This is a genomic window from Streptomyces griseorubiginosus (assembly GCF_001514195.1).
GTDB classification, from domain to species: Bacteria; Actinomycetota; Actinomycetes; order Streptomycetales; family Streptomycetaceae; genus Streptomyces; species Streptomyces griseorubiginosus.
Genome location: NZ_KQ948737.1, coordinates 17,811 through 31,191, shown reverse-complemented (window position 1 = coordinate 31,191; position 13,381 = coordinate 17,811). Strand labels below are relative to the sequence as shown.

Below are 13,381 nucleotides of genomic sequence, written 5' to 3'. Positions count from 1 at the left end.
TAGCAGGTACGAATGCGTCCTGTGTCTAGCCCCGCGACACAAATTCCCTTTGAGGGGCGGCTATTGCCCTGTTGGCCTTGCGGCGGGCCGAGAAAACATGGGTGTTCTGGCTATGGAGTGTGGGTAGCTTCGCGTGTGCGTGTCCCGTCGGCGTGCGCTCCGGCCGCCCTGATCGGTCCCTGAGGCGACCCGGAAAAGCCCCTGAGGCAAAGGCCACTTGAGGGATCGCGGGCCTAACGTGACGACAGTGCCCCAGCCGGGCCGCACGCCTGTCACAACCACTCTCCCGACTTGAGGAGGACTCATGCCGTCAGGGGGCAGCTCCGCACTGCGGCGGATCACCGTCCGGGCCGCGGCCGCCGCCATGGCTGGGGGAGTAGCCCTGGCCGTCGTCACCGGCCTCGCCGCCGCCCCGACAGTCCACGCGGCGCCGTCCTCCGCGGGAACCCTGCGCTGGGTGCCATGCGGCGATCCGGGTAAAGACGATCCTGAGAAAGGCGACCCGGAGAAACCGGGAGCCGAGTGCGCCACCCTGCCGGTGCCGGTGGACTGGGCCCACCCGAACGGGCCGAAACTGGACCTGGCCGTGGCTCGCCGCAAGGCCACCGCCCCCGACGCCGTCGTCGGCTCGATGGTGTTCGGCCCGGGTGGGCCGGGTGACTCGGGTGTGCATATGGTCGTGGGCAATATCAGCCGCTTCAGCCCCGAGGTCCGCCGCAGGTTCGACATCGTCAGCTTCGACCCGCGCGGTGTGGGCGCCAGCAACCCGGTGACCTGTTCTTCTGCCCTGCTCGCCGAACGGCCGTCACCGGTGCTGAGGAGCCAGGAGGACTTCGACGCCACCCTGGCGTACAACAAGCGGCTGCGTGCCGACTGCCGTGCCCGTACGGGCCCGGTGTTCGACCACCTCGACACCGCCCAGACGGTCCGGGACCTGGACGCCCTCCGAACAGCCCTCGGCGAGCCGAAACTGACCTTCCACGGCAGCTCGTACGGCACGCTGCTCGGCGCGCAGTACGCCGAGACCTACCCGCGCCGTGTGCGTGCGATGGTGCTGGAGAGCGTCATCGACCACAGCGTCTCCACCACCCGTGACTTCCTGCACGCCGAGGCGGCCACGGCGGAGGACTCGTTCCAGGAGTTCGTGAAGTGGTGCGAGCGTGCCAGGGACTGCGCGCTGCACGGCCGTGACGTCCGCACCGTCTGGCGGGGCCTGTTGGCCCGGGCGGAGCGCGGCGAGCTGGAGGACCCGACGAAGCCAGGCTCCTCGCTGTCCTCCTCGGACATGGTCAACAAGATCGCGTTCCGGAAGTTCTACCAGGCCGACTACCGGGGCCTGGCAACCGCGATCGCGGGGATGGACGCGAGCAGGCCGCTGCCCGCCTCGCCCACGTCGACAGCGCCGCTTCCCGCGGCCGCCCCGGTCTTCTGCTCCGACTGGCACCTGCCCGTACGCGACTACCGCGACTACGCCGCCGTCGTCACCATGATGAACCGGGCCGCGCCCGACCTGCCTCACCTGCTGCCCCTGCACATGACAGCGGCCTGCCTGGGCGCGCCGACCGCCAACCCGCAGCACCGCCTGCGCGTGCACGGCGCCCCGCCGATCCTGGTGTCCAACGCGCTGCACGACCCCGCCACCGGATACCCGTGGGCGGTCTCGGTCGCCCGCCAACTGGGCCGCAGCGGCGCGCTCCTCACCTACGAGGGCCACGGCCACGGCAGCGTCACCAGCGGCCCGTGCATGGAGGGCGCGGTGAACAGCTACCTCACCGACCTGGCCGTCCCGCCACCGGGCGCCAGGTGCCCGGCCGAACCGCTCTGACCGCTCGCCCCGGGGCCGGCGAGGGGGATGCCACCGGGGGCGGCCGGTGCGAGGCGCCTACCAGGGGGTTCCCGATCGCCGGACCAGCCCCAGCGGCACGTACTCGACCGGCGGGTTAGGTACCGGCGATCACGGGGCAGGACGTCGTAACCCACGCAGCGCAGATCTCCCTTTCGCACCTCCTCTGACGAGAGATACAGGACATGTCTGCTCAAGAACGCGCACACCACCCACCGCGCCGAATCGGCGTCGTGGCCGAGTCCCGCTCCGGAGAGACTCGGGTCGCGGCGACACCGGCGACGGCACGGCTGCTGCTCGGCCTGGGGTACGAGGTCGTCGTCGAGTCCGGGGCCGGCCAGGCCTCAGGCTTCGACGACCAGGCATACGCCGACGTCGGCGCGCGCATCGCCGAGGCCTGGGACGCGGACGTCGTCCTGAAGGTGAACGCTCCCACCGAGGCCGAGATCCGCCGGTTGCGCAGAGGAGCCGTCGTGACGGCCCTGATGGCCCCGGCACAGCATCCCGAGCTGCTCCAGGCACTCGCCGACGCCGGGGTGACGGCCCTGGCGCTGGACGCGGTGCCACGCATCTCGCGGGCACAGTCGATGGACGTGCTGTCGTCGATGGCGAACATCGCCGGATATCGCGCGGTCGTCGAGGCCGCACACGTCTTCGGACGGTTCTTCACCGGTCAGGTCACCGCGGCCGGAAAGGTGCCGCCGGCGAAGGTACTCGTGGCCGGCGCGGGCGTGGCGGGGCTCGCGGCCATCGGCGCCGCCTCCAGCCTCGGAGCGATCGTGCGTGCCACCGACCCCCGTCCGGAGGTCGCGGACCAGGTGAAGTCGCTGGGCGGTGAGTACCTGTCGGTGAAGGCCGCCCAGGAGGCGAGCACCGACGGCTACGCCAAGGCGACCTCCGCGGACTACGACCGTGCCGCCGCCGAGCTCTACCACGAGCAGGCCCGGGACGTGGACGTCGTCATCACCACGGCGCTGATCCCGGGGCGGCCGGCGCCCCGCCTGCTGACGGCCGAGGACGTGGCCGTGATGAAGCCCGGAAGCGTGATCGTCGACATGGCCGCGGGGATGGGCGGCAACGTCGAGGGCACCGTGCCGGGCCGGATCGTGGTGACCGACAACGGCGTGACCCTCATCGGCTACACCGACCTGGCCGCCCGGCTTCCGGCCCAGGCCTCGCAGCTGTTCGGCACGAATCTGGTGAACCTGCTGAAACTGCTGACCCCCGGCAAGGACGGGCAGCTGACGATCGACTTCGACGATGTCGTGCAGCGGGCGGTGACCGTGACGCGGGACGGCGACGTCACCTGGCCGCCGCCCCCCGTCGCGGTCTCGGCAGCCCCTGCCGCACCACCCCCGGCCGCACCCGAGGCGTCCGCACCCGAGCGGCCGGGACTGACGCCCGCCCGGCGCTTCGCCCTGATCGGGTTCGGGATGCTCGCGATGTTCCTGTTGGTGGCCTTCGCCCCGGCTCAACTCGCCGGCAACTTCACGGTGTTCGCGCTGGCGGTGGTGATCGGCTACTACGTCATCGGCAAGGTGCACCACGCTCTGCACACCCCGCTCATGTCGGTGACCAACGCGATCTCAGGGATCGTCGTGATCGGCGCACTCCTCCAGATCGGGCACGAGAGCCAGCTCGTGACCGTGCTGTCCTTCGTGGCGATCCTGCTGACGAGCGTCAACATCTTCGGAGGCTTCGCCGTCACCCGCCGCATGCTGTCCATGTTCTCGAAAGGCTGAGCCGAGATGACCTCCCTGACAGCCTCCCACGCGGCCGACCTGGTCGCCGCGCTGCTGTTCATCCTCAGCCTGGCCGGCCTGTCCCAGCACCGCACGTCCCGTGCCGGCGTCGTCTACGGCATCGCCGGCATGGGGCTGGCCCTCGGGGCCACCGTGGTGGTCGCCGCGCAGAGCATCAGCGCCGGGGCGGTCGCGCTGATCGTGCTGGCGATGGCGCTCGGTGCGGTGCTGGGCCTGTGGCGCGCCCGGCGCGTCGAGATGACGCAGATGCCCGAACTCATCGCCGTCCTGCACAGCTTCGTCGGACTGGCCGCCGTGCTGGTGGGCTGGAACAGCTACCTGGAAGTGGAGTCCCACGGGGCGGCCCAGGACCGGATCGCCGCCGACCTGCTGGCCATCCACCACGCCGAGGTGTTCATCGGCGTCTTCATCGGCGCGGTCACCTTCACCGGCTCGATCGTCGCGTTCCTGAAGCTGTCGGCGCGCATCAATTCCCGGCCGCTGATGCTGCCGGGCAAGAACGCGCTGAACGTCGGGGCGCTCGTGGCGTTCGTCGCGCTGACCGTGTGGTTCACGATCAGCCCGAGCCTGCCGCTCATGATCACGGTGACCGTGCTGGCCATGGCGCTCGGCTGGCACCTGGTCGCCTCCATCGGCGGCGGCGACATGCCCGTCGTCGTCTCCATGCTGAACAGCTACTCGGGCTGGGCGGCGGCCGCGGCCGGCTTCCTGCTCGACAACAACCTCCTCATCGTCACCGGCGCGCTGGTGGGCTCCTCCGGCGCCTACCTGTCGTACATCATGTGCAAGGCGATGAACCGGTCCTTCCTCTCCGTCATCGCGGGTGGTTTCGGCATCGAGGCGCCGTCCGGGGACGTCCAGGAGCAGGGGGAGCACCGTGAGGTGCGGGCGGCCGAGGTGGCCGAGATGCTCGCCCAGGCCCGCTCGGTGATCATTGCCCCCGGCTACGGCATGGCCGTCGCCCAGGCCCAGCATCCCGTCGCGGAGCTGACGCGGCAGCTGCGGCAGCGGGGCGTCGAGGTCCGCTTCGGCGTCCATCCCGTCGCAGGGCGCCTGCCCGGTCACATGAACGTGCTGCTGGCCGAGGCGAAGGTGCCCTACGACATCGTCCTGGAGATGGACGAGATCAACGACGACTTCGCGGGCACCTCGGTCGTGCTGGTCATCGGCGCGAACGACACCGTCAACCCGGCCGCGACCGACGACCCGGCGAGCCCGATCGCCGGGATGCCGGTGCTGCGGGTCTGGGAGGCCGAGCAGGTCGTCGTCTTCAAGCGCTCCATGGCCTCCGGTTATGCGGGAGTGCAGAACCCGCTGTTCTTCCGGGAGAACAGCGGCATGCTGTTCGGCGACGCCAAGCAGAGCGTGGAGGAGATCCTCCAGGCGCTGGGCGACGGCACCTGGCCCGACGCGGCACCGGTGACGCGGCAGCCGACGGTACCCAGTCGCTGACGGGCCCGTCCCCGCGCTCCAGCACGAGGGGGGGGAGGGGCGAAGGTCGGTCGGCGAGCCCCGGCGGTCGTGGGCCGACCCCTGCCCTGCCTCGTGTGCGGCGCCCGTACCTCTCGTCCCCCACCCCGCTCAGGCGGATCCGGACGGACGATCGCTGCGGAGCGTGCCGCGGATCGCTCTGCGTTGGCTCGCGGTCGTGTCGCCCCAGACCCCGTCCGCTTCACCGTGCCGAACGGCCCAGTCCCGGCAGGCGTGCAGCACCGGGCACCGGCGGCACACGGCCCGGGCACGCGCCGTCTCACTGTCCGTCTCCACCAGGGGGAAGAACAGTTCGGGGTCCTCGCCCACGCACAGCGCCCGAAGGCGCCAGGCGGAGCCATGATTGTCGATCGATGGTGTACGAGCCATACCGCACCTCCGCGGTCGGACCAGGGCACAGGTGTGGCCGTGGCGGGGGAGCCACGGTCCCGGCAGAGGTGCACGACATCCTATTCCGCATGGCCGAAAAAAGGCCATAGGGGATTTTCGAGGCATTGTGGGTGACGTCCCGCCGAGCGACGTCGGCGCGGTGGGCATGCAGCCCACTGCGTCGTCGCCACTGTCTGTGAGCGGGTGGGCCGCCATGAGCTCCATCGGAACATCTGCCTGGCATCTACGGCGATATGCACCCGGTGGAAGGGTCGTTCCGGACTGCCTGTTGCTCCGGAAGCATCCGGAGCAACAGGCAGGCTGCTAGGTGACTCAGCCCTGCACTGGGGCACCGTCCGTCGGCTGTACCGCCATGATCACGGGTTGTACGGGGTGTACGTGATGGAGGAGACCTTGAGGTACCTTGCGCCGTCCGCCGTGGCCCACGTCGAGTTGTTCGGGTTGCCCGGCCAGTCACCGCCGACAGCGGTGTTGACGATGAAGTGCATCTTCACACCCGGGGCGGTGGTGTACCACTTCGTTCCGGTGATGGTCCCGTCGACGGCGAAGTCGATGTGATCGGGCCACCAGGTGAACGAGTAGGTGTGGTACGAGTTGGTCCAGCCAGCTGCGTTCGTCTTGGAGAACTGGGTCTGGTTGTTGTTGGGGTCGTGGAAGGTCTGGTAGACGGTGTTCGGGTTCTGGCCGACGATTTCGGCGGCGTCGAACTCAGGGAGCCACGGATTCAGGAAGGCGGCCCACACGGCGGGCAGGAGGCCCTGGCCGTTGGGCATGTTCGCGGTGAAGCTGTAAGTGCCGTAGCCGTACAGCGCCTTGGACTCCACACGCCCCGAGTAGTAGGTGTTGCCCGACTTGTAGGTCTTGATGACGAGGGTGCTGCCCTCGTACCACACGCAGGCGGGAGTGTAGGTCTCCAACTCGTTGTTGGCGGTCCACCGCCCGTTGATGGTGTTCCACGAGTTGACCGTCTGGGGAGTTCCCCAGGACGCCGCGTGGGCTTGCGGGTGTCCCAGGACAAGCAGCGAAAGGGTCGCCAGGGCGACCATCATCAGGCGTCCAGGTGTGGCACGGGCAGAGGACATCGCGGCTCCATCGCTCGGATGACACGGGGCGTGGGAGCGATCCCACGCAGCCTTCATCGGCGGACTCTAGGAGTCCGTTTATTCTTTGACAAGATGCGCGGCACGATCCGTGTGCTGCCTTTGGGAGTTGAAGGAAGGGCGCGCCGCGGGAGTGCTGATCGGAAGTGGATGCGCCCCCCGACACCCCCCATGAAGTCGCAGCACGCGTCGGCCCCTGCACTCACGCCGGACTCTCGGCGACGCCGGCAGACTCGCCGCCCCCGTCCGATGCACGCTCCTACGGTTGCTCGCGCGCCGAAGTGGGTTACTGACGCCTGTGCGGATGCAGGCGGCTGAGCTGTTCGAGCGGAAGATCAAGCCGCCGGAGGTGGCGCGGCACCTGCGGGTGAGCCCGAAGTCGGCGTACCGGTCGCACCTGTTGTGGCCGGGAGCCGGTGGGAAGGCCCTGGCGTCACGTGGCCCGAGCGGGTCGCGATGCCGTCTGTCCCCGCGCTGTGTGGAGAAGCTGGCCGCAGATCTCGACGGGGGACCGGCCGCGCATGGGTGGGTGGAGGACCACGTGTGGACCGCGGCAAGGGCTGCCACGCCGATCGGCAGGAAGTTCCACCTCTCCTACAGCGTCTCGGATGCCACGAGGCCGATGCACCGGCTCGACTTCAACCCGCAGGTGCCTGCACGGCAGGTCGCCAAGCGCGACGAGCGGGCCGTCGCCGCCTGAAGGGAGGCGACGAGTCAGTATGCCCAGACGGCTCCGACGGCGGGGGCGAGGGCGCGGCCCTGTTGCCGGCCGGCATCGGCGGCTGGTTTGGCCCGGGCCGGGTCGTAGGGGTTCGGCCCGATGGCGGCGCGGCTGGTGGCATCGGGGGTGGCAAGCACAGTCTGCGCACTCTCGCTCAGCCGGGCGACGTCGTCCTGGGCGCTGGGGATGCCTGCGTGCCCCTCGGGCATGGGGGCCACGACGACAATGCGGTCGTGGCCGGCCGCAAGGAGGGCGTTTGCGGCGGAGACCATGCCGGCGTCGATCCATTCGCGCCCGCCGAAGTGCACGCTGGGCCATATGCCGGGAACGGCACCGCTGGCCGCCGTGGCGGTTTCGATCGCGATCCCCGCTTCGGGCCCGAGCAGTTCAAGGCGACCGGTGTCCGCGTCGGTGACGGCGACCCGCATGGTGGCCGGCCACTGCTCAGTGCGCAGGCGCGCGCGGACCACGGCCTGGCGCGTCCGGGGAGAGACGTTCGCCCCGAACTTCCGGGCCACCCGGCCGAAGCCGGCGCCCACCGCCTCGGGTGCACCCGCGCCGGAGCGGAAGGCTTCTGCCCAGCCCTCGTATACGGCCGGGTCGGTCCGCACCGCCGGTTCGTGGTCGGCGACGCGCGCCTGGTCGGCGAAGAGTGCCTCCCAGTCCGTGCCGGAGGTGAAGTTCGTTCCGACGAAGGAGCCGGCGGAGGTTCCGATCACCGTGTCGGCGGTGCGAAGGTCGATGCCCTCGTCGAGCAGGCCCGCGAGCAGGCCGACTTCCCAGGCTATGCCGGTGACGCCGCCGCCACCGAGGACGAGTGCGCGGGTCGGGTTCGGGGGAGTCACAGCGGCCACCTTTCCGGTAATTATTATTTCCGATAATCTACGTTACCGTAAGTGGATGCAGCATGTGCCCCGTGGCCGTCCGCGCCGAGCCGACATCGACCGTGTCGCCCTCGAACACGCCCTTGCTCTCCTCCAAGAACGCGGCTACGACGGACTGCGGATGAAGGACGTCGCCGAGTCGGCTGGCATCGGTCTCGGTGCGCTCTACCGGCGCTGGGCAGGGAAGAAGGAGTTGGTCATGGCGGCCCTGCGGGCCGACGTGACCCAGCACGAGACGGATGACACCGGTGATCCCTTCGCGGATCTGGTCACCGCTCTTGAACGCATCGGCGACGCCGTACCCCATGGCCTGGGCAGGCTGATCGCCGCCTGCCTTACCGATCCGGACTCGGAACTGGCACGCGTGGCCATCGAGGCCAAGGTCACCCCCATGCTCGACGGCCTGACCGCCCGGCTGGAAAGGGTGGCCGGCCCCGCGCCCGACGTGCGGCTGCGCGCCGAAAGTGGCCTGCTGTACCTCCTGTGGCGCACAGCCGTCGACGGGCAGACAGCCGACGCGACCACCCTTCACCGGCGAGTCCTGCAAGTCATGGGAGTCCCCCCACCGCCGGGCCCGGAACAGAGCAGCACGGCTACGGGAGTCTGATGGTCAGCCTGGTCTGCCGTTTCCTGACTTCAGCGCATTCGCACTCGGGGGACACCGGGGCGACCCGGACCAGTGTCGCGTCACCGGTGTTTTCTGCGCCCGGCTGCACCCTGGCGGCCTTGACGGCCGCGCAGGCGGGGCTTGGGCTGGTGTCGCTTGCGCCGCTTGCCCGATCGGTTCACGGAGGTCTGCGCGCGCGCCTGGGCGGGGGGACCGGATTGCCGCAGGCTGTCGATCGTGTCCTCGATCGCGTGCAACTCCGCCTCCGCACGCCCCGGTTCCTCCGCGTCGAGCCGCGCGAACGCGTCACGTGCCTGCTCATGAGCGCGCAGCACCTTCGCCCGGGGGCGGCCTCGGCCCCCGTACGACTGGGCCAGCACCGCCTGCGCACGCGCCCTGTTGAACCTGAGCTGCCAGGCACGTACGTCCAACTCGTCGTACAGCGTCAGTGCCCGCCGGGCGGCCGCCTCGGCCCGTCCGCAGGTCTGCCGGATCGCGGGTGCGGCACGCTGAGATCGGCCCGTCGCGTCCAGCGCGAGCAGGACCTCCGCCTCCAGACAGCTCGTCCAGGCCTCGTGGACGCGATTGGCCCACCGGTCCTCCTTGCGCATCCCCTCGTACTGGTGCAGCGCCTGCTCGACGTGTTCCAGCGCCTCGACCAGGTCCTCCTGCCGACTCTCCGCCGGACGGGCGCGCGCCCGGCCCAGGTGCGCCTCCGCCAGTCGGCTCAGCGCGAGCGCGTGCTGCGGCCGTACGGCCTCGCGGTACTCCCGCTCCAGGGCGTCGTAGTGACGGCGCAGGGCTTCGGTGTGCCGGTCGACGCTCTCGTCCCACTCCTGCCGGGCGGCATGCTGGGCGCCCAGCACGGACAGGGCCTCGGCGATGTCCCGTTTCCACAGTCCCGGACACCGCTCGCGCAGGGCCTCGTAGATCTCGACGCTCTCCGAGGCCGTGGTCACCGCTTCGTCGACGCTTCCGCTCGCACCGAGCTGCCAGGCCAGACCGCGCAGGGCGAACGCCTTCATGCCCTGGATCTCGTCCGGCCCGTGCTCGTCGCCCTCCTGGGCCCGCGGCAACCGCTTGATCAGCTCGCACGCCTCGGTCGCCGCCTGAAGGGCCTCGCGCTGGCGGCCGATGCGGTGGGCAGCCGTGGCCAGGGTGCACAGCGCCTTCACCAGACCGAAGGCGTTCCCCCGGCTGGGGTTGCGCTGGAACAGCGGTTCCAGACGCCGTATGGAGTCCCGGGCGCAGAGGTCCGCGTCCTCGAACCGCCCCACGTCGACGAGCCGGTCGGCCAGGTCCTTGAGGGCCTCGGCCAGGGCGAACTCGTGCTCCTCGGACGGACTGAGCTGGTGCAGCGCGTGGTACATGTCCACGGCCTGCCCGGCGATCTCGTGCGCCTGGATGCGCAGCCCCGAACTGGCCAGATACAGCGACCAGCGCTGAAGGGCCCGGGCCAGTGCTTCCCGGTTGTCCTGCGTGGGCGCCCCGCCGCCCTGGCGGTAGTGCTGCACCGCGTGTTCGGCGACGGCCGTGGCCAGCTCCAACAGCACGTCCGGGCAAGCGAGATCGAGTTCCCCGAGGACCTGGGCGGCGACCTCCTGGGCCGACTCCTTGCGCAACGTGGAGTTCAGCGCACAGGCCAGCGAGGTGCCGATGGCGCTCGCGAACTGGTCCTGATCGGTGGCCGCGACCTGCTTGACCAGCCTGACGAGGGGACGGGCGTGACCGCGCAGCGCGGCGTCCAGCGCCTCGCGGGCCCGCTGCTGGGCCGACGGCTCGCCCGTTCCGTCGGACCGGCAGCCGTCGGAGCCGGCGGTGAGCTGAAGGACGTGCAGCACATTGAGGATCTGGCGCGCCTGATCCGTCGCGTCCTGAGGGATGCCCGGGCCGTCGCCGCCGACATCGAGCAGGCGCGGCGCGATGTCGGGAAACGCTGCGATGACCTTCGCGCCGAGCCGCTCGGCGAGCCTCAGCGGCTGGAGGGACCGCAGGTAGCCCTCTCCGGCAAGCTCCTCGTGCTGCCATCGGGCGAAGGCACGCGTGAGCCACTCCGGTTCGTCGGCGAGGTCGGGGACGAGCCGCAGCCGGCGCGCCGCCTCGGTCTCCCGCTCCCCGTCCGTCTCACCGTCCGCCACCGCCAGGCTCGACACGGCGACGATCCTTTCGAGCAGGACCGGGTCGTGCGGCAGCCGCTGACGTTCGGCGGACGCCTGCCACCGCTGGCGCTCGACGTCGAGGGCGTAGTCCAGCAACGCGTTGGCGCGTGAGCGCGTGGGCGGTCCCGAGGTGGCCGAGTGCGTCTTGTGCAGCAGGGTGCGGGCGTCCACCAGCGCCTGGATGAGGATGAGCAGGTAGCTGCCGAAGTCGGGCTCGTCGAGGCCGGGTACGCCCGGGTCGGTGTCCGCGACGACGTCCGTCCCGGTCTCACCCTCCGGCCCGGCGCCGGCATGCACTGCGGCGCGGGCATTGCCGTCGCTCTCCTCGTACCAGCCCCGGAAGGCGGCGTAGGCCGCCCGGTACACGTCCGCACGGTCGGCTTCAGGCAGCGGCGGGAGCGGGGCTGGATCCTCCACGTCGACCAGTGCCTCGTAACGCCGTCTGACCGCGTCCCACCACGGACCGCCGCGGTGGGCGACCGCCAGGACGCGCAGTGGGTGGTGGCCTCCGCGCTCGGTGGCCTCGGCCAGGAGGATGTGCAGCTGCCCGGCGTGGGCGTCGGCGTCGTCGATGACGAGCAGCCGGCTCTCGGGCAGGGCACATACCCCGGTGAAGTCCACGTGCAGCGGGTCGACGAAACCGGCGACCCACCCCCGGCCGGCCATCGTGCGGCACAGCTCACGGGCGAGACGGGTCTTGCCGACCGTGCTTCCGCCCGTGAGCAGCCGTACGCTCTGCCCGCCGTCCCGGTCGTCCGCGTGCTCACACCAGTCGACGAGCGCCCGGAGCTGTCCCGCTCGTCCACGGAAGGGCACGACACCGTGGCGGGATTCGAGCAGGTCCGCCTCGGACCAGTGCTCGCGTGGCGGCAGGGGGATGTAGGCAGGCTTCAGGATCTCGCCACCCGCCCAGACGGGGTCCAGCGGGACGCGTTGCGTGGGTGTCGCCTCGCCGGGTGCGACCTCGCCGGGTCCGGCCTCCCCATGGGCCGCCAGCAGGCGGGCGTTGGCCTCGGCCTGCCCGTCGTCGCCGAAGACCGCGGTGACGGGCAGCGCGATCAGCCGCCCCTCGATCGTGGCGCGGTCCTCCGTGATCACACCGATGAGGTGATCCCCGCTGAACAGGGCCGCACCCGACATGCCGCTCCACAGCGACCCGCCCCGCGCGAGCGAGGACGAACCTGTCCTGATCTGAAGGTTCAGACGACGCACCGCACGCCGCGACCCGGTGAGCGGAAGGACGCGGCCGCGCACGTCCTCCGGGTTCACCAACCGTCTCGCCCCGGCCTGCTCCACCCCTGACTTGGGGAAACCCAGCGCCTGGGCGGCGACGGCGCCCTCGCCGATGAGCCGGCCCAGACGCACCTCATCCAGGGGGCCGTCGAGTGCCCTCCGGAACGGATCGTCGGCGGTGGATTCCAGAAGCGCGTAGTCGTGCTCCGCATCCCCCCGCGCGGTGACCCGGAAGGTGTGCGGCTGCGAGAGGTCGTAACTCCCCTCGTGGCGGCCGTAGGCGCGGACGGTGACCGCGGAGCCCTTCGGTCCGACGCAGTGACCCGCGGTGAGGACGAGCCCCGGTGTCAGCAGATACCCCGAGCCTCGTCTGCCGTCCGAGGAGAGCGAGACCAGCCGTTCGGCGTCGAGCCCGGTCATTCGGCGCCGTCTCCCTCGTCGGAGATGAGCGTGGTGGGCGGCAGGGTGAGGTTCAGCTTGATCCGGTGTGTGGTGGCATTGCCGCGCGCGTAGTCGCCACCGGCCTGGACCACCCAGAACTGGATTCCCGCCCGGCCCGTGGCGTTCCGCGTGATCTGGACCGTGGCCTCCACCTCGACATCGGCGATGCCGAAGCGCAGCTCTTCTTCCGTGGCTCGCCGCTGTGCGTCTTCCAGTTCGCGTCGCAGGCCACCGAGCATGTCCGCCAGCCCCAACCCATCGGTGGGGAGCGCCTGTTGCCTGTCTGCCATTGCCGTACTCCTTCGCAGGGGAGTTCCCGATCACGAGGAGCGGAAGGGCCCGGCGACAGAAGACGGCGACACCGTCAATTGTCTGATTTCGCCCGAGAACGGGCAACTCGACGTTCGACCTTCCCACGGGCGCCGACACCCAGAACTCCACGTTCATCGGGCCCGGAGCGATGGCCGAGCTCGCCGCGCTCCTCGGCGAGCAGGACCCGCTGCCGGTACCGGTCGCCGACTTCGGCGGGCCGGTACTCAGGACAGACACTGGCGAGAGGCGGTCTTCGCCACCGAACTCACCGCCGTTCGCTCACCGTGCGTGATGGCGGACGCGGGGGCTGGGACGCTGCTGACCCAGTGGTCGGCCTTCTCGATGGCGTGGCGGGGAACCTGGCTCTCCCGCTTTCCGAAGCGGCGCAGGTCGTCGCGGCGGTTCGTGAGTGGGCGCGGCAGCCGCCTGAGCCGAAC

The 13,381-nt window shown here is 70.6% G+C and carries 9 protein-coding genes and 1 pseudogene; 5 read left to right on the top strand and 5 right to left on the bottom strand.

Annotation, left to right across the window (positions count from 1 at the left end):
• The first annotated feature begins 364 nt into the window (after positions 1-364).
• From AQJ54_RS18690 to pntB, 3 genes are all read left to right on the top strand, one after another.
• A complete protein-coding gene (locus tag AQJ54_RS18690; protein ID WP_428843802.1) occupies positions 365-1,825 on the top strand; it encodes an alpha/beta hydrolase in 1,461 nt (486 codons plus the stop codon).
• A gap of 203 nt (positions 1,826-2,028) precedes the next feature.
• Entirely contained in the window at positions 2,029-3,585 is a 1,557-nt protein-coding gene (locus AQJ54_RS18685) for a Re/Si-specific NAD(P)(+) transhydrogenase subunit alpha (protein ID WP_062238745.1), read from the top strand.
• A gap of 6 nt (positions 3,586-3,591) precedes the next feature.
• Positions 3,592-5,058 carry a Re/Si-specific NAD(P)(+) transhydrogenase subunit beta gene (gene pntB, locus AQJ54_RS18680; protein ID WP_062238742.1) on the top strand — a complete coding sequence of 489 codons (1,467 nt, stop codon included), beginning with the start codon at positions 3,592-3,594 and terminating at the stop codon, positions 5,056-5,058.
• A 129-nt stretch (positions 5,059-5,187) separates the two neighbouring features.
• Here pntB and AQJ54_RS43580 read toward each other — a convergent pair whose 3' ends face one another.
• Positions 5,188-5,466 (bottom strand): WhiB family transcriptional regulator, encoded by a 279-nt coding sequence (locus AQJ54_RS43580; protein WP_079069920.1) that lies wholly within the window; start codon positions 5,464-5,466, stop codon positions 5,188-5,190.
• 377 nt (positions 5,467-5,843) lie between these two features.
• Entirely contained in the window at positions 5,844-6,569 is a 726-nt protein-coding gene (locus tag AQJ54_RS18675; RefSeq protein WP_062019205.1) for a glycoside hydrolase family 16 protein, read from the bottom strand.
• 283 nt (positions 6,570-6,852) lie between these two features.
• Between AQJ54_RS18675 and AQJ54_RS18670 the strand changes: the two are divergent.
• Positions 6,853-7,278: pseudogene (locus AQJ54_RS18670) on the top strand (winged helix-turn-helix domain-containing protein); the annotation flags it as partial.
• 23 nt (positions 7,279-7,301) lie between these two features.
• Here the strand turns inward: AQJ54_RS18670 and AQJ54_RS18665 are convergent.
• Entirely contained in the window at positions 7,302-8,153 is an 852-nt protein-coding gene (locus AQJ54_RS18665; RefSeq protein WP_062238738.1) for a patatin-like phospholipase family protein, read from the bottom strand.
• 55 nt (positions 8,154-8,208) lie between these two features.
• Between AQJ54_RS18665 and AQJ54_RS18660 the strand changes: the two genes are divergently transcribed.
• Positions 8,209-8,799: a TetR/AcrR family transcriptional regulator gene (locus tag AQJ54_RS18660; RefSeq protein ID WP_159055531.1), complete on the top strand. Its 591-nt coding sequence runs from the start codon at positions 8,209-8,211 to the stop codon at positions 8,797-8,799.
• An 80-nt stretch (positions 8,800-8,879) separates the two neighbouring features.
• Here AQJ54_RS18660 and AQJ54_RS18655 read toward each other — a convergent pair whose 3' ends face one another.
• Positions 8,880-12,611, bottom strand: a complete 3,732-nt coding sequence (locus tag AQJ54_RS18655; protein WP_062238733.1) for a S1 family peptidase — start codon at positions 12,609-12,611, stop codon at positions 8,880-8,882.
• Positions 12,608-12,922, bottom strand: coding sequence for a trypco2 family protein (locus tag AQJ54_RS18650; protein ID WP_063802898.1), 315 nt, complete (start codon positions 12,920-12,922; stop codon positions 12,608-12,610). Before AQJ54_RS18650 ends, AQJ54_RS18655 begins: the two co-directional genes overlap by 4 nt.
• Positions 12,923-13,381: the final 459 nt, after the last annotated feature.

Excerpts from the sequence above, each read along its gene's own strand:
- AQJ54_RS18690 (WP_428843802.1), top strand. The coding sequence starts at position 365 with ATGGCTGGGGGAGTAGCCCTGGCCGTCGTCACCGGCCTCGCCGCCGCC.
- AQJ54_RS18685 (WP_062238745.1), top strand. The coding sequence starts at position 2,029 with ATGTCTGCTCAAGAACGCGCACACCACCCACCGCGCCGAATCGGCGTC.
- pntB (WP_062238742.1), top strand. The coding sequence starts at position 3,592 with ATGACCTCCCTGACAGCCTCCCACGCGGCCGACCTGGTCGCCGCGCTG.
- AQJ54_RS43580 (WP_079069920.1), bottom strand. The coding sequence starts at position 5,466 with ATGGCTCGTACACCATCGATCGACAATCATGGCTCCGCCTGGCGCCTT.
- AQJ54_RS18675 (WP_062019205.1), bottom strand. The coding sequence starts at position 6,569 with ATGTCCTCTGCCCGTGCCACACCTGGACGCCTGATGATGGTCGCCCTG.
- AQJ54_RS18660 (WP_159055531.1), top strand. The coding sequence starts at position 8,209 with ATGCAGCATGTGCCCCGTGGCCGTCCGCGCCGAGCCGACATCGACCGT.
- AQJ54_RS18655 (WP_062238733.1), bottom strand. The coding sequence starts at position 12,611 with ATGACCGGGCTCGACGCCGAACGGCTGGTCTCGCTCTCCTCGGACGGC.
- AQJ54_RS18650 (WP_063802898.1), bottom strand. The coding sequence starts at position 12,922 with ATGGCAGACAGGCAACAGGCGCTCCCCACCGATGGGTTGGGGCTGGCG.